This is a genomic window from Nesterenkonia halotolerans, from assembly GCF_014874065.1.
Classification (GTDB): Bacteria; Actinomycetota; Actinomycetes; order Actinomycetales; family Micrococcaceae; genus Nesterenkonia; species Nesterenkonia halotolerans.
In genome coordinates this window covers 406,863-428,258 of the sequence record NZ_JADBEE010000001.1, presented here as the reverse complement: position 1 = coordinate 428,258, position 21,396 = coordinate 406,863, and the positions used below count along the sequence as shown (strand labels likewise).

Here is a 21,396-nt window from a genome sequence, read left to right as displayed (position 1 = left end):
CACACCATGCTTGAGAAGAACCAGATCACCGCGATCGCCGATGAGCTCGCCGTCGCCGAGTCACAGCGCAGCACGATCCCGCTGCTGACCGCCCGGCACCCGGAGATGACCATCGAGGACTCCTACGCGGTGCAGAACGAATGGCGACGCCGCGCCGTCGCCTCCGGACGACGACTGGTGGGCCGGAAGATCGGACTCACCTCGAAGGTCATGCAGGTGGCCACCGGGATCACCGAACCCGACTACGGCGCCATCTTCGACGACATGGTCTACGAGAACGGCTCGGTGATCGAACACTCCCGCTTCTCCAACGTGCGGATCGAGGTGGAGCTCGCCTTCAAACTGGGCAAGCCGCTCTCCGGGCCAGGGATCACCGTCTTCGACGTGCTGGACGCCACCGACTACGTGGTGCCGGCCCTGGAGATCCTCTCCAGCAGGATCGAGATGGCCGGACGCACGATCGTGGACACGATCAGCGACAACGCCGCGATGGGCGCGATGGTCTACGGAGGCAACCCCGTGGCCCCGGATGCGGTGGACCTGCGCTGGATCTCGGCGCTGCTCTACCGCAACGAGACCATCGAGGAATCCGGGGTGGCCGCCGCAGTGCTCAACCACCCCGCCATGGGAGTGGTCTGGCTGGCCAATAAGCTCGCCGAACACGGAGACGGCCTGCAGGCAGGAGAACTGATCCTCGCCGGATCCTTCACCCGCCCCATGTGGGTCGAACAGGGCGACACCGTGACCTGCGACTACGGAGAACTGGGAACCCTGACATGCCGTTTCAACTGAAGCCCACGCTGCGCGAGGACCTCGCGACCGCGGACCGAGCGCTCGTCGGGGGCTGGGTCTGCTCAGGCTCCCCGGTGATGGCAGAGATCATGGCGGGATCCGGGCTCGACGTCGTGCTCATCGACATGGAGCATGCGCCGAACACCTTGGAATCCGTGCTGGCCCAGCTGCACGCGCTCTCCGGGTATCCGGTGACACCGATCGTCCGGGTGCCCTCCGCCGATCCGGTGATCATCAAACAGGTCCTGGACCTGGGCGTGCAGAATCTGCTGGTGCCGATGATCTCCACGCCGGAGCAGGCGCGCGATGTGGCCGCGGCGACGCAGTACCCGCCGCGCGGCATTCGAGGCATCGGCAACGCCCTGGCCCGGTCCGGACGCTGGAACCGGGTGCAGAACTACCTGGGGGAAGGCGCTGCGCACGTGAGCGTCTTCGTCCAGCTCGAGACGATCGAAGGTGTGGAGAACGCGGAGGTCATCGCCGCCGTCGAGGGCATCGACGGCATCTTCGCCGGACCCAGTGACCTCTCCGCCTCCATGGGGCTGCTGGGTCAGCAGACCCACCCCGACGTCGTCGCCGCCGTCAAGCGCACCTTCGCCGCGGCACGGGCCGCCGGCAAGACGGCCGGGGTCAATGCCTTCGATCCGAGCGCCGCCCACGACTACCTCGACGCCGGAGCGGCGTGGGTCCTCGTGGGCGCGGATGTCGCGCTGGTGGCGCGCGGTTCGGAGAATCTCGCCGCGGACTTCATCCCACCTTCCGCTCACTGAGGAGTCAGACATGCAGTTCCATCACCACGGCTACGTCTCGCAGAACCCGCGGGTCCAGGCCCCGGCAGGGATCGGACTCGATCGGCCCGAGCAGCTGCCCGAGCACATGGACGTGCTCATCGTCGGCACCGGACCCGCCGGGATGATCGCCGCCGCCCAGCTCGCGCAGTTCCCGCAGGTGCACACCCGCATCATCGAGAAGCGCGACGGACGCCTCGAGGTCGGTCAGGCCGACGGGATCCAGGCCCGCAGCGTGGAGACCTTCCAAGCCTTCGGCTTCGCCGACGAGATCTCCAACGAGGCCTACCACATCACCGAGATGGCGTTCTGGAAGCCGGACCCCGAGGCGCCGGAGAACATCACCCGCACCGCCCGGCCTGACGATGATCCCGAGGGAATCAGCGAGTTCCCGCACCTGATCGTCAACCAGGCCCGGGTGCTGGACTATTTCGGAGAGTCCATGGCCAATTCGCCCTCGCGGATGGCCCCCGACTACGGCTGGGAATTCCTCGGCCTGACCGTCCATGAAGAGGGCGAGCACCCCGTCGAGGTCACCCTGCGCCGCGCCGCCGGAGCGGAGGCCGGAGCCGAACGCACCGTCTGGGCGAAATACGTGCTCGGCGCCGACGGTGCCCGCAGCGGCGTGCGCACGTCCATCGGTCGCAGCCTCACCGGAGACCGGGCCAATCATGCCTGGGGCGTCATGGACGTGCTGGCAGTCACCGACTTTCCCGACATCCGCCGCAAATGCGCCATCCAGTCCCACTCCGGAGGCAGCATCCTGTTGATCCCCCGCGAGGGAGGCCACCTGTTTCGAATGTACGTGGACCTCGGCGAGGTTCAGCCGGGCCACGGCGAGCAGGTCCGCCAGACCACGATCGAGACGATCATCGAGAAGGCGAACACGATCATGGCCCCGTTCACCGTGGACGTGAAGCACGTGGCCTGGCACAGCGTCTACGAGGTCGGACACCGGGTGACGGACAAGTTCGACGACGTCCCCGAGGAGCTGACCGGCGAACGCGACCCCCGGGTGTTCATCGCCGGAGATGCCTGCCACACGCACAGCGCGAAGGCCGGGCAGGGCATGAACGTGTCCATGCAGGACGGCTTCAACCTGGGCTGGAAGCTGGGTCAGGTGCTCCAAGGGCGCAGCCCCGGCGCGCTGCTGCGCACCTACTCCGGGGAGCGTCAGGTGATCGCGCAGAACCTGATCGACTTCGACAAGGAATGGTCCACTCTGATGGCGCAGAAGCCCGAGGAGATGGAGGACCCCTCCACGCTGGAGGACTTCTACGTCAAGACCATCGAGTTCCCCGCCGGGTTCATGACCCAGTACAGCCCCTCGATCATCACCGGAGCCGACACGCACCAGGACCTCGCCAGCGGATTCACCGTGGGCAAGCGGTTCAAATCGGAGCTGGTCTGCCGGGTCAGCGACGGCAACCCGCTGCACCTGGGTCACCTGGCCACGGCCGACGGACGCTGGCGGCTCTACGCCTTCGCAGATGCTCCGACCGCGGGAGAGGACTCCGCGCTGAAGGACTGGGCGCACTGGCTGCACGCCGATCCCCGCTCCCCGGTGCGCCGCTTCACCCCGGCCGGAGAGGATGAGGACGCGCTCTTCGACATCAAGGTCATCTATCAGCAGCGGCATCCCGCGCTGGAGGTCACGGACGCCCCGCGCGCCTTCCTGCCGGTGGTCGGGCCCTTCGGCCTCACCGCCAGGGACCGTGTCTTCGGCACCCACCCCGAACGGGACATCTTCGACGAGCGTGGCATCAGCCGGGCGGGCTGCGTCGTCGTCGTGCGTCCTGACCAGTACGTGGCCCACGTGCTGCCGCTCACCGACCCCTCCGCCCTGGCCGACTTCTTCGCACCGATCTTCCTGGAGCCCACCTCATGACCATCGAGCACACCCAGAACGGCACCCTCGCCGTGTTGAACCCTGCCACCGGCGAGACGGTCGGTCGCGTCCACGATCACTCCGCTGCGGAGGCCGCAGCTCTGGTCGACGCTGCGCAGGCAGGCTTCGAAGCCTGGCGCGCCACCACGCCGCGGCACCGCTCAGAGGTGCTCACTGCTGCCTTCCTGGGCATGCGCGCCAATGCCGAGCGGCTGCGAGACCTGATCGTGGCGGAGAACGGCAAGTCTCGGGCCGATGCGGCCGCCGAGGTGAGCTATGCCAGTGAGTTCTTCCGCTGGTACGCCGAGGAAGCCGTACGCACCCCCGGGGGGTACACAGAGGCCCCGTCCGGGGGAGTGCGCAATGTGGTCACCCGGCACCCTGTCGGAGTGGCAGTGCTGATCACGCCCTGGAACTTCCCGGCGGCCATGGCGACCCGCAAGATCGGACCGGCCCTGGCGGCGGGATGCTCGGTGCTGCTGAAGCCCGCCAGCGAGACCCCGCTGACGGCCTCCGCCATCGCCGAGATCCTCACCGAGGCAGGAGTGCCCGAAGGCGTGGTGCAGGTGGCCGCCTCCAGCAGCGCCAGCACCGTGGTCTCCGCATGGTTGGCCGATGACCGGGTCCGCAAACTCTCCTTCACCGGGTCCACCGGTGTCGGCCGGAAGCTGCTCGCCCAGTGCGCCGAGCGGGTGGTCAACACCTCCATGGAGCTCGGCGGCAACGCACCGTTCATCGTCACCGCGGGAGCTGACATCGATGCCGCCGTGGAAGGAGCCATGCTGGCGAAGTTCCGCAACGGGGGACAGGCCTGCACTGCAGCCAACCGCTTCTACGTGCATCAGGACGTCCTCGGCGAGTTCACCGAGAAGTTCGGCGCCAGGATCGCGGCCCTGCGCGTCGGAGATCCCGCCCAGGGTGCCGACATCGGTCCGGTGATCACGCAGAAGGCGGCTGCGGAGATCCGGGGTCTGGTGCAGCGCGCCCAGGAGCAGGGAGCTGTCATTGCCGCCCAGGCGCTACTGCCCGACGACGCGAACCCGGCCTTCCTCGCGCCCACGCTGCTGACAGGGGTGCCCACGGACGCCGAGATCCTCAGGGAAGAGATCTTCGGCCCGGTGGCCCCCGTGGTCGCATGGACCGACCTGGACGCGATGATCGAACTCGCCAACGCACCCGAGGTCGGGCTCTCCTCCTACGTCTACGCCGGGAAGCTGCAGACCGCGATGAAGATCGCGGAGCGGCTTGAGGCCGGCATGGTCGGGGTCAATCGCGGGATCGTCTCGGACCCCAGTGCTCCGTTCGGCGGAGTCAAACAGGCCGGGATAGGCCGCGAGGGTGGGGCCTTCGGGATGGAGGAGTTCACCGAGGTCCAGTACCTGAGTGTTGATTGGTCCTGACAGACACGAGTCTGACGGGACTACGCACCTGACGGAATGACGGTCCTGGCAAGTGTCAGAATGTGCGATGCAGAAGGTCCTGCGCAAGGCTCAGCTGCGCAGGACCTTCTCCATCGGCCTGCCCTTGGCGAGCTCATCGATGAGCTTGTCCAGAGAGCGTATCTCGCGCATGGTGGGCTCCTCGATCTCCTCGACCCGGACACCGCAGATGACCCCGGTGATCAGGGACCGTGCGGGGTTCATGGCGGGCGCCTGATCGAAGAACGTCTCACAGTCGGTGCCGGCGTCCAGGACCGTCTGGAGCTGCTGCGCCGAGTATCCGGTCAGCCAGCCGATGACCTCGTCCACCTCGGCCTGGGACCGCCCCTTCTTCTCCGCCTTGGCCACATAGTGCGGATAGACCGCGGCGAAGCTCATGGTGTAGATCCGATGCCTGCTCATACGGGGTCCTCTCTGCGACGCCATTGAACTGCGATTCCGGTGAGCTGTGATCCCGTCCGATCCCCACACATCCCCTCCTTGAGGAGGGGACAAGGTCCCTCCGCTGGGAGGGGGTGCTTTCTCGGCCGCTGCGATGGACTGGAGTCACCGAACTTCCAGGACAGGCGCAGCAGCGCCGGGACGGACACTGACCACCATGACCACCACATCACCCAGCATAGAGATCACTCATCTCGCCAAGAGCTACGGCTCCACTCAGGCGGTGGCGGACGTCAGCTTCCATGCTGAATCCGGCCGCGTGCTGGCCCTGCTCGGCCCCAACGGTGCCGGCAAGACCACCACGATGCGCATCCTGCTCGGGCTGGCCACCGCAGAGAGCGGACACGCCCTCATCGACGGCACGGCTTATTCCGACCTCTCTTCGCCAGCCCACCGCGTCGGCGCCGTGCTCGACGCCGGCGGACTTCATCCCGACCGCACCGCACGGGAACACCTTCGGATCACGGCCGCCATGATCGGGGCCAGCCAGCGGATCATCTCACCGGTGCTCCAGCAGGTCGGCCTGGCCGATGCTGCCGACCGCCCCGTCCGCGGCTACTCCCTCGGCATGCGCCAGCGCCTTGCGCTGGCCAACGCGCTGCTCGGTGACCCTTCGATCCTGGTGCTGGACGAGCCGGCGAACGGGCTGGACCCGGCAGGCATCCGCTGGCTGCGCCAGTACCTGCGCGCCTTCGCCGCCCAGGGCGGGACGGTGCTCCTCTCCACCCACGTGCTGACCGAGGTGGCGCTGGTCGCCGACGACCTCGTGATTATCGATCGTGGCCGAAGCCTCATCACCGGAGCACTCGATGCGCTCACCGCGCACAGTGATCTCGAACAGCTCTACCTCTCCATGACCTCCGCCGGCTCAGACCAGCCCATTCACCACGCCTCCGGCGCACCCGCCGGCTCCACCTCGACAGATCGTGAGACCCTGCGATGATCCGCGCCGAACTGCTCAAGATGACCACCACGAAGGCCCCGAAGATCGCCGCCGCCGTCGGCATCCTCGGCGTGGCCGCCACCCAGCTCGCCAGCGGGTGGCTGCTGCCGGCCATCAGCCATATGGATCCTGACCTGCAGGACAGCGTGGCCGAGATGGCCACCTCCACGGCCGATCAGCAGCTCGCAGCCATGAACGTCCTCGGCGGCGGCTCGCTCTCCAGCGGATCCGTCAGCATCGGACTGGTCGCCGTGCTGCTCCTCGGCGCACTGATCGCGACCTCCGACTTCCGCTACGGCGGCATCATCGGCGCCGCGCTCGCCTCACCCCGTCGAGGCCGCATCCTGGGAGCCAAGACGGCGGCGACCGCCGTGGCCATGGCGACCCTGGGCATAGGCTACGCGCTGGTGCAGGGACTGCTGGTGGCGGTCGCCCCCAGCACCATCGGGGCTGGAGGGCTCTCGGCAGGCTGGTGGGACATCGCCGACGTGCTCGGCCGCGGGGTCCTCGCGCTGATCCCGCTGGGCGTGCTCGGCCTGTCGGCGGGGATGGTCATCCGCAGTCAGAGCGCCACCTTCCTGGTGCTCATCGGTGCCGCCGTCGCCGATGTCACCCTCGGTGCGATCCTTGCCGTCATCCCGGCCACCAGCAGCTGGGCCAGCTATACCCCGCTGGCCCTGGTCTCCACCGCCACAGGACCGTCCGGGGGTGCCGGCTCAGCCCTGGCGCTGGGCATCCTGACTATGATGGCGCTGGCAGCGGCAAGCGTGGCCTGGGTGACGCTGCGCCGCCGGGACCTCTGAGACTCGCCGCCCGGACCGCTGACAGGAGAAGACCCATGGAGCATTCCACGGCGACCGCGACCACCGCGCACACCTGGACGTGGACCCCCTCGTTGGTCATCCTGGCCATCATCCCGCTGCTCTTCGCCGTGCCGGAGTTCCTGAACTCCGGCACGGCGGTCTTCCTGACCACCGGAACGCTGGTGGTTCAGGCGTTCCTGCTGCTGGGCAGCTGGAGATGGCCCGGGACGATCCTGGCGGTGGTCACACTCAGCGACTGCCTGCTCTTCGCGCTGGATGAGGGCAATACCAGCGCTGGGCTCGCAGTGCTGTTTGCCGCCTATGCCACCAGGAGATCCCTGCCCCGTGACGCGGCGGCTCGGCGGATCATCCCCTGGGCTGTGATCAGCGTGATCGTGGCCGCGACGACCGGCGCCACCGGAGAGCTCGCCCAGTACGGTGAGATCCCGCTGGCCTTCGCCCGGGGCCTCGTGCTCTTCGGACTCGCCTGGCTGACCGCCGAGATCGTGATCGGACGGGCCCAGCTGATCCAGGCGCTGATCGAACGCGCCGAGATCGCCGAGCGCGAGCAGGAGCTCGTCGCCCAGCAGGCAGTCCAGGAGCAGCGCACCATGATCGCCCGAGAGCTCCACGACATCGCGGCCCACCACCTCACCGGGATCATCGTCAGCGCCCAGGCCGCCAATGCCCTGGCACAGACCGACCCGCAGGCCCAGCGGGGATACCTGAGCTCGGTGCAGCGCGACGCCCGGTCGGCGCTGGAGAACCTGCGCCGCACGCTCGGTCTGCTCCGCGCTGAAGAGGGTGCCACCACGCTCGGGGCACCCTCCATGGCCGATCTCCCGCAGGTCATCGAGGAGGCCGAAGCACGGGGAATCCGCGTTCAGCTGCGCCAGCAGGGTCAGGCCTGGCCGCTAGGACCGGTGGCTGGCGTCGTCGTCGTCCGCGGCATCCAGGAGGCGCTGGCAAACATCATCAAACATGCCCCTGGGGCCCGCGCGCGGCTCACGGTGGACTGGGGGAGTGATCAGCTGAACATCGAGGTCCACGACGACGGAGCCGAAGAGCCCCGCACCTCCCTGCCGGCCAGCGGCTATGGGTTGACCGGGCTGCGTGAACGCCTCGGGCTGGTCCATGGAAGCCTCGAGGCTGCGCCCATGGCGACCGGCTGGCGCACCGCGTTCAGCATCCCGCGGGAGCGCACCGAGAGCGCCGAACCGGCTGCGAAGGGACAACTGCTGTGATCAGCGTGCTCATCGTCGATGACCAGCCCGTGGTCCGCGCCGGGCTCGCCGTCGTTCTGAATGCGGAACCGGACCTCAAGGTGCTCGGCCAGGCCGCCGACGGCGCCGAAGCGGCCCGACTGACCGCAGAACTGGCTCCAGACGTGGTCTGCATGGACGTGCGCATGCCCGGCACGGACGGGATCACCGCCACTCGAGAGATCATCGCCTCGGGCTCCACGGCGAAGGTGCTGATCCTGACCACCTTTGACATCGATGAGTATGTCTTCGCGGCGCTCGAGGCAGGAGCCTCTGGGTTCCTGCTCAAGGGCGCTGAGGAAGAGGTGATCGCCCAGGCGATCCGCTCGGTGGCCGCAGGCGGGGGCACCCTTGATCAGCGCGTCACGCATAAGGTCATCACCGAGTTCGCCCAGCGCAGCGCTGGCCCCCGGGCCGGGACCCAGCCGCAGACGCTCACTCCGGGGACCCCTGCGCTGACGCAGCGGGAGACTGAGGTGCTGCGGCTGATCACTCAGGGTCTCTCCAACGCCGAGATCGCGGAATCCCTCGTCGTGGAGGTGACCACGGTGAAGTACCACGTGCAGTCGGTCCTGATGAAGACCCAGAGCCGGGACCGGCTGCAGGCAGCCATCTGGGGGCTCCGACAGGGTCTCACCGGGGAGGATCTTCGCTGAACGGTGCCGATCGAAGCCCCCTGGAAGTGCCCAGCGCCGCGTGACAGGATCGGAGGTGCAGGACCCGGCGAGGCGGTTCGACGTCGCTCTTCAGCGCTTCTGGGGCGCCGCCGCTGTGCACCTGGGTCAGGCACCAACCCCTGAGGAGGAACACGATGAAAGCACTCCAGTACGTCGCCATCGGCCAGCCGCCGGAAGTCCGCGAGGTCCCCACGCCAGAACCCGGACCGGGTGAGGTCAGGCTGCGGATCACCGCCGCCGGCGCCTGCCACTCCGACAGCTTCGTGATGAGTCTGAGCGAGGAGCAGTACGCGGACTTCGGCTACCCGCTGCCCATGACGCTGGGCCATGAGGGGGTCGGCGTCGTCGATTCGCTGGGGGAGGGGGCCACCGGTGTGGAGCTCGGTGACGCCGTCGCCGTCTACGGTCCGCTGGGCTGCGGTCGCTGCCATTCCTGCGCCCAGGGCTTCGAGAACTACTGCCCGCATGCAGCGGGCATGGGGATCACCCCTCCCGGCCTCGGCCGCGACGGCGCCATGGCGGAGTACCTGATCGTCAGCGACCCGCGTCTGCTGATCCCGATCAAGGATCTGGATCCGGTCAAGAGCGTGGCGCTGACCGACGCCGGACTCACCCCGTACCACGCCATCAAGGGCTCCCTGGACCTGCTGGTGCCGGGAAGCGTGGCCGTGGTCATCGGGGTCGGGGGTCTCGGCCACATCGCCGTGCAGCTGCTGCGCAGCCTCACCTCAGCCACGGTGGTGGCGCTGGACATCAGCGAGGACAAGCTCGAGTTCGCGCGCGAGGTGGGGGCTCACCATGCCTTCCTCTCCGACGACGACGCCGCCGCGAACGTCGCCGAGTCTGTGGGCCCGGGTCCGGTCACCGCGATCTTCGACTTCGTCACCAATGAACCGGTGATGAAGATCGCCCGGTCGCTCAGCGGGCCACGCACCGACCTGGTGCTGGTCGGAGCAGGCGCCGTGGAGACCAGCGTGGGTCTGCTCGGACAGCCCTACGGTTCGCGGATCCGCGCCCCGTACTGGGGGGCACGCCCGGAGCTGATGGAGGTCGTCGAACTCGCCCGGACCGGGCACCTCGAGGTGGAGACCGAACAGTTCAGCATGGACCAGGCGCCGGAGGCGTACCGCAAGCTGCACGACGGTGAGCTGCGCGGCCGCGCCGTCGTCGTGCCATAAGGCACCACCGCCGAACACGTAGCGCGTGCCAGCGCAGTGGGTAGAGTGGTAGCTGACGGGGATGGCCCTCATTGCGGGGGCCGCCAGCCCCGTCGGCTGCCACGAGGCCCCCGCGGGAGCGTCCTCATGAGCCACGAAAGCCACCACACCACCAGGCCGATCCCCTTTGAGCCCGCCCGGAGGGAGCTCGGGGTCATCGTAGGATTCGACGGCTCCAAGCAGGCGGTCCTGGCACTGCACTATGCAGCCCGTGCCTCCCGGCGCAGCGGACGCGTGCTGACCGTCATCACTGCCTTCACCGTCCCCACACCGCTGTACACGACCCTGGCGGCCGTCCCAGAGCAGTCCGAGGCCGAGGCCCATCTTGCGGGTGCCAGGAAGGTGCTCGAAGAAGCCCGGAACTACCTGAAGGACTACCCCGGAAAAGTCATCTACCGGGCTGAACGCGGCGATGCCGCCGGGGTGCTGGTGGATCTCTCCAGCATCGCCGAACTGGCAGTCGTCGGTGCGCGCGGTCGCGGCGGATTCCTCGGACGAGTCCTGGGGTCCGTGTCTTCGGCACTGCCAGCCCATGCTGACTGCCCGACTGTGGTGGTGCCCCGGCAGTATCAGGTCGGAGAGTCCGAGGGAGAGGCGCGGTTCGAGCCGAGCGCCGACCAGCGTCCCGTGGTGGTGGGGATCGACGGTTCGGCCCAGGGCCGGGTGGCCACGCTCCAGGCGGCACAGGCCGCGCAGAACCGCGGTGTGGAGCTCCATCTGCTGCTCGCCCTTCCTTCCCTGGAGGGATGGCTGGAATGGTATCCGGAGCTGGACACCCCCGAGGAGGCGGTGACCGATCACCGAAAGACCCAGCTGGAGAAGTCGCTGGAGGCTGAGGTGGAATGGCTGAAAAGGCACTACCCGTCCCTGGACGTCACCGCAAAGGTCAGGCCGGGGGATCCCACCGCGCTGCTTGCCAAACAGACCGAGCAGGCACAGCTGACGGTCCTCGGCACGCGCGGCCGAGGCGAGATCGCGGGCACGATGCTCGGTTCCGTCTCGCGCGGGGTGCTGCACAAGGCGACCGGCCCGGTGATGGTGGTCCCATATCTCAAGGATGATCGGTTGGCGGATCAGCCGGAGTTCATTCGGTGAGCAGCGCGGTGCCGCGCATCATTCTCATCCGCGCCGTAAACGTCGGCGGCACCGCGAAGCTGCCCATGGCGCAGTGGCGGGCACTGGCCGAATCACTCGGTGCCACCGGGGTGCAGACCTATATCGCCTCCGGCAACATGGTCTGCACCCCGGCCGGTGACCCCCAGGCCTTTGACCGTGCGCTGGAGAACTCCGTGCAGCGAGAGCCTGGCTTCTTTCGTGAGGTCATCAGCCGCTCTCTTCATGAGGTCACGTCCGCGCTGGCTGCGCACCCCTTCGAGGAACTCGACCCCAGGTTCTCCTACATCACGTTCCTGGCCGGCGAGCCGACTGCCGAGGCGGTGGCGAAGGCACAGAGCTTCGAGACCGGCGCAGATCAATGGCGGGTCATCGGCCAGGAGATGCACATCCTTTACGCCGAAGGTGCCGGCCGGGCCCAGATGAAAGATGTCGCGATCGGGCGGGCGCTGGGGGTGCCCGGCACGGCGCGGAATCTCAACACGGTGCGTCGGCTCATCAGTCTCGCCTCCGAATAGTCCGAACCGCCTCGGCTGATGCCGAAGAGGCAGATCTCCATATCAGAGCCATTCTCGTGACCTGGCGTACCGCGCGGCCTCGCGGCGATTGCGGGTCTGGGTCTTGTGCATGGCGTTCGAGAGGTAGTTCCGCACGGTTCCTTCGGCCAGGTACAGGCGAGCGGAGATCTCGCCGACGGAGTACCCCTCCAGCGTCTCGCGGAGCACATCGAGTTCCCGGTCGGTCAACGGGGAGTCATCGACCACCGCCAGCGCGGAGATGTCCGGATCGATCCAGCGTCTGCCCGCGTGCAGGGTCTCGATCACCTCAGCGATCAGGCTCGGATGGGCGGACTTGCTGACAAACCCACGGACGCCGAGTCTGAGCGCGCGGCGCAGCACTCCTGGCCGCGCGTGACGGGTGAGCATGAGCACCACCTGCTCGGGCCGCTGCCGAAGGATCATCTCCACTGCTGTGAGTCCATCGGTGCCGGGCATCTCGAGGTCGATGACCAGCACATCGGGACGGTGTGCCATGACGACGTCGACTGCGGCGGCCCCGTCGGCGGCCTCGGCGACGACCGTGATGTCAGCCTTCAGCGGCAGCAAGGAAGAAAGCGCTGAGCGCAGCAGGGCTTCGTCATCGACGAGCACGACACTGATCATGACAGGCTCGACTCCTCGGGTGAGGCGGTCATCGTCGGAAAGTGCACCGAGGTGCTGAATTCACCCTCCGCCTGAGCCACTGTGAGCGCCCCACCTTCGTTGGCCACCCGGGCGCGCAGAGTCTCCAGTCCGTTCAGGGCGGGCAGCGGGCCAGGGTCTGCGCCGTCGTTGATGATCTCGATCCCGGTCTCGGAGATCGTGATCGTCACCTGGCCTGAATCTGCGTGGCGCAGGATGTTCGTCGTCGTCTCCCGGAGTACCTGACCCAACAGCTCGCTGTGGCCGTCCGTGACCTCGCCGTGCCGAGTGATCCGCACCGACACCCCCGCGGCCTCGAAGAGATTCCGCGCATTCTCCAGCTCTGCACGCAGATTGAGCCTGCGACGTGCATACGCAAGGTTCTTCGTCTCTCGAATCGTCTCCTCCACCTGCGTGTAGACCTCGCGCAGTTCGGTCACCGCCCGTTCCGGGTCCCGCGTGACCAGTTCCTCGGCGAGTGCGATCTTGAGGTTGACCACGTGCAGCGTATGCCCCTGGATGTCGTGGAGGTCGCTGGCGAAGCGCATGCGTTCGCGCATGATGCCCAACTCAGCCTCCGCCTCCTGGGCACGCTCGAGGTCCCGCAGAATCCTCCAGTAGCTCTGCATCATGAGGATCACCGCGGCGACGAAGACGCTCAGCCCGCCCGGGATCAGGACGTAGCGCACCACATTGACCCAGGTGACGGGCTCGTTGAGGAAGTAGAGCGCACCGATGGCAGCGATCAGCACACCCAGGCCGATGATCCAGGACAGCGGTCGCCTCAGCAGCTGGGGGATCAGCACCCCGCTGAGCATCGCGGCGCCGAAGAACGCCACCGGATTCAGCGCGAGCACCGCACAGATGGCCCACACCAAGAACGAGAACCCCAGTGCCAGTGCGGTGGAGCGTGGGTGGCGCATCGGCGCGAACTCCAGCAGCACCAGGAAGGTCAGCAGTATGCCGGCACTGAAGCCGAGACCCTCTCGCCAGGACTGCGAGGTCATGGCCACGATCGCCAGCGCCACCGGCGCAATGGCCACCACTGTGGTGAGAACGGTGGCCCGGTGCATGCGCCGCTGGGCCGCGATCGAGGTCGAGGACATCAGCGGGCACCTCGGAGCGCGATTCTGGTCATGATCACCCATCCTCCCGGATTCACCTCCGCGGCAGAAGTGACAAAACGTCATGCCCGCTGATGACACCCTGTGACTGCCGCGCAGGCCCCTCGCGACGTGAAATGGAGTCATGAACTCAGAAACAGTCATCGACGTCGAACGTCTCAATGTCAGCTACGACGACTTCCACGCAGTCAAAGATCTCACGTTCGACGTGAGACGGGGAGAGCTCTACGCCCTGCTCGGGACCAACGGCGCCGGGAAGACCTCCACCCTCGAGGTCATCGAGGGCCACCGGGCTTCCTCTTCCGGGAAGGTGTCGATCCTCGGTGAGGACCCGCGGAATCGCAAGGCCGTGCGCCCACGCATGGGCATCATGCTCCAGGACAGCGGATTCGCCGCAGACCTGAGCGCCATGGAGACCCTCACGCTCATCGGTGGTCTCACGGGTCGCGAGGATCAGCCGAGCCGGGTGCTCGACGTCGTCGGGCTCACAGCTAAGGCCGAGACCCGTGTCTCGGCGCTCTCCGGGGGTGAGAAGCGCCGACTGGACTTCGCCACCGCCATCTATGGGTCACCGGAGCTGATCTTCCTCGATGAACCGACCACCGGACTGGACGTGGCGTCCCGCGATGACCTGTGGGATGTGGTGGATCGGCTCCGGGAGGACGGCGCGACGATCGTGCTGACCACCCACTACCTGGAGGAGGCCCAGCAGCGTGCCGACCGGATCGGACTCATGCACGAAGGCACCTTCCGGATGCAGGGCACCGTCTCCGAGCTGACCCAGACCCTGCCCGGCACGATCACCTTCCACCTCGCCGAGAACGCCCCACCGCTTCCCCTGGAGAGCTCACTCTCCGGGAACGGCACCCTGCTCATCGAGACCCACGGGCTGCAGCAAGACCTCCACACGCTGCTGTCCTGGGCCCAGGAGACCGGCACCGAACTGCGAGACCTCGACGCCGGGCCCACCCGGCTCGATGACGTCTTCCGCTCGATCACCCGCCACTGACCCGCACCTCGAGCGCGCATCCGACACTGACCCCCAACCTCTCCACAGCAAAAGGACACTCACATGCTCACCATTGCTCGCAGCGAGCTCCAACAGATCCTTCGCAACCGGATGGTCTTCTTCAGCGCCACCGTCATCCCCGTAGGCCTGAGCCTGCTCTTCATCGCCCAGCGTGAGGCTTTCAGTCAGGTCCCCACCGGCATGGGGTTCCTCGCCGGGGCCTTCATGATGATCCTGATCAGCATGGGCCTCTACTCCACGGCCGTGACCACCTTGGCCGCCCGCCGGCAGACGCTCTTCCTGAAACGGCTGCGCTCCACCGCGGTCAGTGACCCGGTCGCCCTCGCCGGGATCCTCGGACCCCCGGCGCTGATCGGGATCATCCAGGTCACCGCGGTGCTGACCGTGCTGGCGGTGCTCACCGAGGCCCCGGCAGAGATCCCGCTGCTGATCGTCTCCGGGCTCTCCCTGGTGCTGATGATGCTCGGACTGGCATTGGCCACCGCCGGGATCACCACCTCGCCCGAGCACGCGCAGGTGACCACGCTGCCGGTGACCATGGGCACCTCCGCGGTGGCGTTCTGGATCGGGTTCACCGGAACCGATGAGCTGGGCATGCTCAAGCGGGCGCTGCCGGGCGGTGCCGCGACCGAGCTGACCATCAACGCCTGGAACGGGGGCGTGGATCTGGTCGACAACCTGCTGCTGCTGCCACCGACGTTGGCCTGGATCGTCATCGGGGTGCTGCTGGCCAAGCGCTTCTTCCGCTGGGAGCCCCGACGCTGACGCGGGTGCTAGCGTCGCCTCGCGCGGGTGGCGGCCTTCTCGTAGAGGTTCTCCACCACGCGCTGGAAGTCACGCATGACCTCGGCTCGCCTGATCTTCAGCGAAGGCGTCAGGTGGCCGGAGTCGATGGTGAAATCGTCCTCGAGCACCGTGAAGCTGCGAATGGACTCGGCCTGTGAGACCGAGGCGTTGGCCGAGTCGATCACCTGCTGTACATGGGTCAGGACCTCCGGGTGCTCGGTGAGCTCCTTCATGGAGGTCTCGGGATCCAGCCCCTTCCCGCGCAGCCAGCTCGGCGCGACATCACCGTCCAAGGTGATCATGGAGCTGATGAAGGGCTTGCCGTCCCCGACGACCACCGCCTGGGAGACTAGAAGATCTGCTCGTATGGCGTCCTCGAGCTGGGCGGGGGAGACGTTCTTGCCTCCGGAAGTGACGATGATCTCCTTCTTGCGTCCGGTGATGATCAGCCGACCCTGCTCGTCGAGCCGCCCCAGGTCTCCGGTGTAGAACCAACCGTCGGCGCTGAAGGACTCGGCGTTGAGCTCCGGCCGATTGCGGTAGCCGCGGAAGAGCGAGCTGCCCCGCACCAGGACCTCGCCGTCCTCGGCGATGCGCACCGCGTTGCCGGGCAAGGGATGCCCGATGGTTCCGATCCGGTAGTGCGCCGGCAGATTGCCCGTGACCGGGGCGGTGGTCTCGGTGAGCCCATAGCCCTCGATGATCTGGATCCCGACACCGTTGAAGAAGTGTGCGAGGCGATCACCCAGCGGAGAGCCGCCGGAGAAGGCATGAGTGACGCGCCCGCCCATCCGGGCCCGAAGCTTGGAGTAGACCAGTCGGCTGAACAAGCGGTGCTTCAGGCGCAGAGTCCACGGCACCCTGCCCTCGGCGCTGGCCTGGGACCAGCGCACCGCCGTGTCCACCGCAGCGTCGAAGATGCGCGTTCTGCCGTCGCCGTCGGCCTTCAGCGCTGCGGAGTTGTAGATCTTCTCGAAGACCCGGGGCACGCCGAGCAGGAATGTCGGCTGGATGTCGCCGAGGTCCTCGATGAGCTGCCTGATGTCGGTGGTGTGCGCGACCCGTCCCCCGGCGGCGATGAACAGCACCGAGACGAAACGGGCGAAGACATGGGCCATGGGCAGGAACAGGACAGTGGAGGACTGCCTGCCCACGACCCCTTCCATTGCGGCGATGGTCTGCAGGCTGTGCTCGACGAAGTTCCCGTGGGTCAGCTCGCAGCCCTTGGGCCGTCCGGTGACTCCGGAGGTATAGATAACCGTGGCCAGGTCTTCGGTGGTCGCGGCGGCGCGCCGAGACTCCAGCTCCTGCGCGGAGACCTCGCGGCCAGAGTCCCGGAGCGCGGCGAGGTCCTCGCCCTCGATCTGCAGCACCGACGGCCGGGACTGCAGCGCGGACGCCTCCAGTCCTTCGTGGATGGTCTGCGCGTGCCGCGGGGTCTCGGCGAAGACCAGGCTGAGTTCGGCGTCCTCGGCGATCCACGCGATCTGCGCGGCCGAGGAGGTCTCGTAGATCGGCACCGAGACCGCTCCGGCGTACCAGAGGGCGAAGTCCAGCAGGCTCCACTCGAAGCGGGTGGCCGACATGATGCCCACCCGGTCTCCCGGCTGCGTGCCGCGGCTGATCAAGCCCTTCGCCAGGGCCACCACCTGGGCGTGGAACTGTGCCGCGGTGACGTCCACCCACGCTCCGGTCGAGTCCCGGCGGGTGAAGAGAACGTTATCGGGGTCTTCACGGCTCTGCTGCTCCAGGAAGTCGGTGGTGTTCATCTGTGCTGGCACATCGATCAGCGCCGGTGTCGCGGTGTCCTGCAAGGATGGCCTCCGTCTCGGTGACGCCCTCGTGGCGGGTGCCGCCGCTGAGGTCTCATGGCGACTGCTGCAGAGTACAGAATATCCTGCCCCTCACCCTGGGCGGGTGCGAGCGTCATATGCCCGGCTGAGCTTAGACTGCTGTGATGGCGGATGAGGACGAAAGCTCCACGAACCATCTCGCGCTCGGGATTGCCCTGGGATCGGTGTTCGGAATGCTGCTGGGACTGCTGTTCTTCGACAACGCCGGAATGGGCCTCGCCCTCGGCGCGGGAATGGGGGTCGCGCTCGGCGCGGGCCTCGAGTCACAGCGCTCGAAGAAGAAGGAAGAGGACGACGACGGCGCCGCCTCGACTTAGGAGCGGGCTGGGTGTTCGGGAGCCCCGAGCGAGGGGAGCCCGATCTCCCTGACCTTGTCTCCGCGCAGCAGCAGACGCACCTTCTCCGGCCGCGGGGCCCCGCCGATCTCGCGGTACTCCAGCGTGTAAGGCTCCGAGGGCGTCAGGGTGAAGGGAAGGCTGAGCGGCTCGAGCTTCAGGGTTTCACCCAGGGCGTCGTCGTCGTTGGTCACCGAGAGGATGTCGATCGGTTCACCGGCGGTCAGGGTGATCTGTCCCGGTCGATGCTCCGCCGTGATGGGCACATCGGCCCGCAGATGTCCCCGCACGATCGCGGCGATCACGGCGGCCACCGCCACTCCGCCGATAGCGAGGTAGGCGAGCGTGTCAGCAGTGATGGCATCCATAAAGGCAAGACTACGCATCATTGCCGCTGTGCCGGTCCACGCCGAGCCGCGCGACACGGGTTGAGCATCCAGCCCGTGCCCCGGTGTTCACGGCGACTCAGACGGGATCCTCCCGGGTGTCCTTCATCCGGGGGCTGCCATCCTCGATCAGTTCCGGCCGAGCCAGCACCGCCGCGACGATGCCGTGACTGTTGAAGAACCCGTGGCCGGTGGCTGCCGCGGCGATCGCGACTGCCAGGTAGCCGATCACGATGCCCACAATGTCATCCACCACGTAGTGCCAACCGAAGTAGAGCGTGGAGAGGACCGTCAGTCCGAAGAATGCCCAGGCGAAGATCCGCACCCCGAGGTGCTGACCGGTGCGGTGCATGAAGTAGGCGGCGGCGAAGGTGATCGAGACGTGCAGCGAGGCGAAGGCCGCCACCCCATGGATGGCTTCACTGGTCTCCGGGCTGGAGAGGAACCGCAGACGATTGCTCAGCAGGGATTCCTGCAGCTCGGCGACTCGCGTCTCGGGCAGGCTGTCATAGAGGTCGGGGCGCGCGTAGATCGGCCCCAGGGCCGGAAGCAGGTAGTAGCTGAGGGTTCCGATCACCCAGTTCAGGCTCAGCGTGGTGGCGTACCACGCGCCCACCGCAAGATTGCGGTTGAGCACCAGGAAGATCCCGAGCGTGAGCGGGATCAGCGGCAGGTACGCCATGTAGATGAAGGACAGCACCTGGGCTGTGAGCTCCACTCCGAAGATGTCGTGCAGCACGCGGGCCGGGTCCACGCCACCGAAGATCCAGCGGTCCAGCTGCAACAGCTCGCGGTCGAAGAGCACACCGTCGCGGTAGACCGGCAGCACGTTCTTGAGGTTGCGATACCCGACGTAGCAGACGTAGAAGGTCCCCAGACCAGTGGCGATGTAGAGCACGCGCCGAACGCTCCACTCGTGTCGCAGCACGTCTCGGACGCCGGACCCCAGGTTCCTCCAACCGGATCGCCGCACTGCGGCAGGCAGGAGTCCGATGGCGAAGAGCAGCAGCGCCAACAGAGGCAGCCGAACCCACGCCGGGCCGAGGAATCCTTCGGGATCCTTCAACGGGATTCCAGCGGAGACCGATGCCACCACCGCGATGGCTCCTACAAGAATGGAGACGCTCACCGCAAGGGTGTAGGGCCATGGCGAGGCAGTGTTCTGACGCTGTTCAACCTGCGTTTGCATTGTGGACATGGAACTACACCTGGAGAATCTAGGACCGGAATGGTGGCGAACTGTCAGAAGTGACGAGTCAAGATGGTGCTCTGACGGAACGCAGCTTCGAAAAAGGTAAAAATATCATGCGAACCACGCCTTCGCCGTATTTGCGCAGGCCGGCATTGAACGGCGGCAGCGCGAACAGCCACGTGGTCAGCACGGCGAGGAGCACACACGCGACAAGCATCACGGGGGAGGAGATGTGGTCCAGGCTGTCATCCAGCGGTATGTCGAGAAGCCTGACCACGAAGCCGTGGAGGAGGTAGACCGCCAGCGAATTTCGCCCCACAGTGCACAGGTAGCCCGCCCGGTTGGACATGAAGGTGCAGAACGCCACCGTGGTCAGGGCGGCGCTGAGGCCCACGATCAGGCGCGTGGCCGCCCCCTCAGGGACGCTGACATCGTGCCAGTCGAAGTTTCGGACGCCGTAGAACCAGATCTTGTTGGGATCGTAGAGATAGAACAGCAGCATTGGTGTGGCAGCCGCGAGGGCCAGCCCACCCTTCTGGCTCGGAGTCCGACCGCCGGCCCAGGTGAGGACCTGCGAGCCATAGAGCTTCCCGATGACGAAGAAGGGCCAGAACACCAGTGTTCGGGACAGTGACAGCTCGTAGTCATAGGTGGGGATGAGGCCCCCGAACAGGGCTGCCAGCACCGAGATCGCGAGGAGGGCGCGGGGGAATCGTTCGATCAGCGGCGTGCTGAGGGTCCACCACACCATGGCGAGCAGGAACCAGGTCAGCCAGTACGGCACCAGCGAGTCGAACTCTGGGTTGAGCCCGATGAGGCTCATCCAGCCGTAGTAGAGCGGCATGGCTGTGGCGAGCAGCACCAGGAAGAAGGCGACGCGCTGGGGCAGTCTGTCGGATTTCGCGGTGATGCCTGCCAAGAAGACGAAGGCGGGGATGTGAAAGGAATAGATGGCTGTCTGCAGCACCCGCAGGACATCCGAATCCCAAGGCGAGACTGCCGCCAACATGTGTCCGAGGACGACAAGGAACACCAGCGCACCCTTGGCGCGATCAAGTCGATGGTTTCTCTGTCCCACACCGTCACGCTATTCAGTGTTCTTCAGCACAGTCTTGATGCGCCCTGGAAGGACGCTGGGGGCGGGCCCCGCCACAGGAAGGGGATTCGACGCAACTCCTGCTCTGCTCAGCCGCACGAAGCAGTCAGGAAGAAAAACACCCCGAACCAGACGGTTCGGGGTGTTTGCTTTCTCTTCGAAGAAGACATGGGGTGAGCGACGGGGCTTGAACCCGCGACCCTCGCGACCACAACGCGATGCTCTACCAGCTGAGCTACGCCCACCATGTGAGCCGTGACCGGCTCCCTGACTCGCTGCGGATCGGTCTGAAACGGCCGAAAAGCAACGCATATCAGTCTACACAGAATCCCGTGCTTTCCCGAAATCCGCGCAGCTTCGGGTCACTCACCCCTGCTTGAACACGGTCCGCCGGTAGTGCTTCAGCTCCTCGATGGAATCCTGGATATCTCCGAGCGCCCGGTGGTTGCCGGTCTTGGCTGGGGCCGTCTTCTTCGCCTCCGGGTACCAGCGGGAGGAGAGCTCCTTGATGGTGGAGACGTCGATGATCCGGTAGTGCAGGTGCTTCATGAGCTCGGGCATGCCGATCCGCAGGAAGGCCTTGTCGGCGTGCACCGAGTTCCCCGCCAGTGGGGCGACTCCAGCCTCAGGAATCCACGCCTTGACGTACTCGAGCACGCGTTGCTCGGCCACCTGCGCGGAGACACCGTCCTTGAGGTCCTCGAGCAGGCCTGAAGCGGTATGCATCTTCTGCACGATCGGCGCCATGGTCTCCAGCCGTTCGGCAGGGTCCGGAGCGATCACCACCTGAACACCCTCGCCGAGGATGTTCAGCTCAGCGTCGGTGACCAGGGCTGCGATCTCCACGAGCACGTCGTGGTCAGGATTCAGCCCGGTCATCTCACAGTCGATCCAGACCATGCGCCCCGCCCAGGATCCTCCCGGGCGTGTGGGTGCTTCTGGAGTGGATGAGTCATTGGTCTCAGTCATATGGGAACTCACGCTGACCACTCTACCGACGGGCGCGAGCGCGCGGGGGAGGCCGGGAACGGTGGTGATAAATTCAAGGGC

Annotated in this window: 22 protein-coding genes and 1 tRNA gene; 14 read left to right on the top strand and 9 right to left on the bottom strand. The window is 66.8% G+C overall.

The annotated features are described in order from the left end of the window. The first annotated feature begins 6 nt into the window (after positions 1-6). The 4 genes from hpaH to H4W26_RS01900 are packed head-to-tail and all read left to right on the top strand — an operon-like array spanning position 7 to position 4,868. Positions 7-792 (top strand): 2-oxo-hept-4-ene-1,7-dioate hydratase, encoded by a 786-nt coding sequence (gene hpaH / locus H4W26_RS01915; protein WP_192590489.1) that lies wholly within the window; start codon positions 7-9, stop codon positions 790-792. After that, on the top strand, positions 777-1,562 hold the full coding sequence (locus tag H4W26_RS01910) for an HpcH/HpaI aldolase family protein (protein WP_192590488.1): 786 nt from the start codon (positions 777-779) through the stop codon (positions 1,560-1,562). The genes hpaH and H4W26_RS01910 overlap by 16 nt, the downstream gene beginning before the upstream one ends. 10 nt (positions 1,563-1,572) lie before the next feature. Next, positions 1,573-3,468 (top strand): FAD-binding monooxygenase, encoded by a 1,896-nt coding sequence (locus tag H4W26_RS01905; RefSeq protein WP_192590487.1) that lies wholly within the window; start codon positions 1,573-1,575, stop codon positions 3,466-3,468. Beyond that, positions 3,465-4,868 carry an NAD-dependent succinate-semialdehyde dehydrogenase gene (locus H4W26_RS01900; RefSeq protein WP_192590486.1) on the top strand — a complete coding sequence of 468 codons (1,404 nt, stop codon included), beginning with the start codon at positions 3,465-3,467 and terminating at the stop codon, positions 4,866-4,868. Before H4W26_RS01905 ends, H4W26_RS01900 begins: the two co-directional genes overlap by 4 nt. A 90-nt stretch (positions 4,869-4,958) precedes the next feature. Here H4W26_RS01900 and H4W26_RS01895 read toward each other — a convergent pair whose 3' ends face one another. After that, positions 4,959-5,309: a DUF2200 domain-containing protein gene (locus tag H4W26_RS01895; protein ID WP_192590485.1), complete on the bottom strand. Its 351-nt coding sequence runs from the start codon at positions 5,307-5,309 to the stop codon at positions 4,959-4,961. Between the two features lie 196 nt (positions 5,310-5,505). On the opposite strand from H4W26_RS01895, the gene H4W26_RS01890 reads away from it, so the two are divergent. The 7 genes from H4W26_RS01890 to H4W26_RS01860 all read left to right on the top strand — a co-directional run bounded on the left by H4W26_RS01890 (position 5,506) and on the right by H4W26_RS01860 (position 11,881). Continuing rightward, positions 5,506-6,291 carry an ABC transporter ATP-binding protein gene (locus tag H4W26_RS01890; protein ID WP_192590484.1) on the top strand — a complete coding sequence of 262 codons (786 nt, stop codon included), beginning with the start codon at positions 5,506-5,508 and terminating at the stop codon, positions 6,289-6,291. Next, a complete protein-coding gene (locus H4W26_RS01885) occupies positions 6,288-7,094 on the top strand; it encodes a hypothetical protein (RefSeq protein WP_192590483.1) in 807 nt (268 codons plus the stop codon). The genes H4W26_RS01890 and H4W26_RS01885 overlap by 4 nt, the downstream gene beginning before the upstream one ends. 35 nt (positions 7,095-7,129) lie before the next feature. Continuing rightward, positions 7,130-8,338, top strand: coding sequence for a sensor histidine kinase (locus tag H4W26_RS13940; protein ID WP_192590482.1), 1,209 nt, complete (start codon positions 7,130-7,132; stop codon positions 8,336-8,338). After that, positions 8,335-9,012 carry a response regulator gene (locus H4W26_RS01875; protein WP_192590481.1) on the top strand — a complete coding sequence of 226 codons (678 nt, stop codon included), beginning with the start codon at positions 8,335-8,337 and terminating at the stop codon, positions 9,010-9,012. The genes H4W26_RS13940 and H4W26_RS01875 overlap by 4 nt, the downstream gene beginning before the upstream one ends. A gap of 155 nt (positions 9,013-9,167) precedes the next feature. Next, complete coding sequence (locus H4W26_RS01870) at positions 9,168-10,211, top strand: NAD(P)-dependent alcohol dehydrogenase (RefSeq protein ID WP_192590480.1); 1,044 nt, start codon at positions 9,168-9,170, stop codon at positions 10,209-10,211. 126 nt (positions 10,212-10,337) lie between these two features. Continuing rightward, on the top strand, positions 10,338-11,345 hold the full coding sequence (locus H4W26_RS01865) for a universal stress protein (RefSeq protein ID WP_192590479.1): 1,008 nt from the start codon (positions 10,338-10,340) through the stop codon (positions 11,343-11,345). Further along, a complete protein-coding gene (locus H4W26_RS01860) occupies positions 11,342-11,881 on the top strand; it encodes a DUF1697 domain-containing protein (RefSeq protein ID WP_192590478.1) in 540 nt (179 codons plus the stop codon). Before H4W26_RS01865 ends, H4W26_RS01860 begins: the two co-directional genes overlap by 4 nt. 42 nt (positions 11,882-11,923) lie before the next feature. Here H4W26_RS01860 and H4W26_RS01855 read toward each other — a convergent pair whose 3' ends face one another. Then, positions 11,924-12,526, bottom strand: coding sequence for a response regulator transcription factor (locus H4W26_RS01855; RefSeq protein ID WP_192590477.1), 603 nt, complete (start codon positions 12,524-12,526; stop codon positions 11,924-11,926). Next, positions 12,523-13,650: a sensor histidine kinase gene (locus tag H4W26_RS01850; RefSeq protein WP_192590476.1), complete on the bottom strand. Its 1,128-nt coding sequence runs from the start codon at positions 13,648-13,650 to the stop codon at positions 12,523-12,525. The genes H4W26_RS01855 and H4W26_RS01850 overlap by 4 nt, the downstream gene beginning before the upstream one ends. A gap of 142 nt (positions 13,651-13,792) precedes the next feature. On the opposite strand from H4W26_RS01850, the gene H4W26_RS01845 reads away from it, so the two are divergent. Both H4W26_RS01845 and H4W26_RS01840 read left to right on the top strand, forming a co-directional pair. Beyond that, entirely contained in the window at positions 13,793-14,677 is an 885-nt protein-coding gene (locus H4W26_RS01845) for an ABC transporter ATP-binding protein (RefSeq protein WP_192590475.1), read from the top strand. A gap of 63 nt (positions 14,678-14,740) precedes the next feature. Next, positions 14,741-15,463, top strand: coding sequence for an ABC transporter permease (locus H4W26_RS01840; RefSeq protein WP_192590474.1), 723 nt, complete (start codon positions 14,741-14,743; stop codon positions 15,461-15,463). Between the two features lie 8 nt (positions 15,464-15,471). Here H4W26_RS01840 and H4W26_RS01835 read toward each other — a convergent pair whose 3' ends face one another. Beyond that, positions 15,472-17,298: an AMP-dependent synthetase/ligase gene (locus H4W26_RS01835; RefSeq protein ID WP_192590473.1), complete on the bottom strand. Its 1,827-nt coding sequence runs from the start codon at positions 17,296-17,298 to the stop codon at positions 15,472-15,474. Positions 17,299-17,441: 143 nt separating this feature from the next. Between H4W26_RS01835 and H4W26_RS01830 the strand changes: the two genes are divergently transcribed. Then, entirely contained in the window at positions 17,442-17,654 is a 213-nt protein-coding gene (locus tag H4W26_RS01830; RefSeq protein ID WP_192590472.1) for a glycine zipper family protein, read from the top strand. On the opposite strand, the gene H4W26_RS01825 is transcribed toward H4W26_RS01830, so the two are convergent. The 5 genes from H4W26_RS01825 to orn all read right to left on the bottom strand — a co-directional run bounded on the left by H4W26_RS01825 (position 17,651) and on the right by orn (position 21,327). Beyond that, positions 17,651-18,040, bottom strand: coding sequence for a hypothetical protein (locus H4W26_RS01825; RefSeq protein WP_192590471.1), 390 nt, complete (start codon positions 18,038-18,040; stop codon positions 17,651-17,653). The two genes, H4W26_RS01830 and H4W26_RS01825, sit on opposite strands and share 4 nt — an antisense overlap. Before the next feature lie 97 nt (positions 18,041-18,137). Further along, positions 18,138-19,256 (bottom strand): phosphatase PAP2 family protein, encoded by a 1,119-nt coding sequence (locus tag H4W26_RS01820; RefSeq protein WP_225939558.1) that lies wholly within the window; start codon positions 19,254-19,256, stop codon positions 18,138-18,140. A 58-nt stretch (positions 19,257-19,314) separates the two neighbouring features. Continuing rightward, a complete protein-coding gene (locus H4W26_RS01815) occupies positions 19,315-20,328 on the bottom strand; it encodes an acyltransferase family protein (protein ID WP_192590470.1) in 1,014 nt (337 codons plus the stop codon). A gap of 187 nt (positions 20,329-20,515) precedes the next feature. Next, positions 20,516-20,591 (bottom strand) — tRNA-His (locus tag H4W26_RS01810). A gap of 121 nt (positions 20,592-20,712) precedes the next feature. After that, positions 20,713-21,327, bottom strand: coding sequence for an oligoribonuclease (gene orn / locus H4W26_RS01805; protein ID WP_318779734.1), 615 nt, complete (start codon positions 21,325-21,327; stop codon positions 20,713-20,715). Positions 21,328-21,396: the final 69 nt, after the last annotated feature.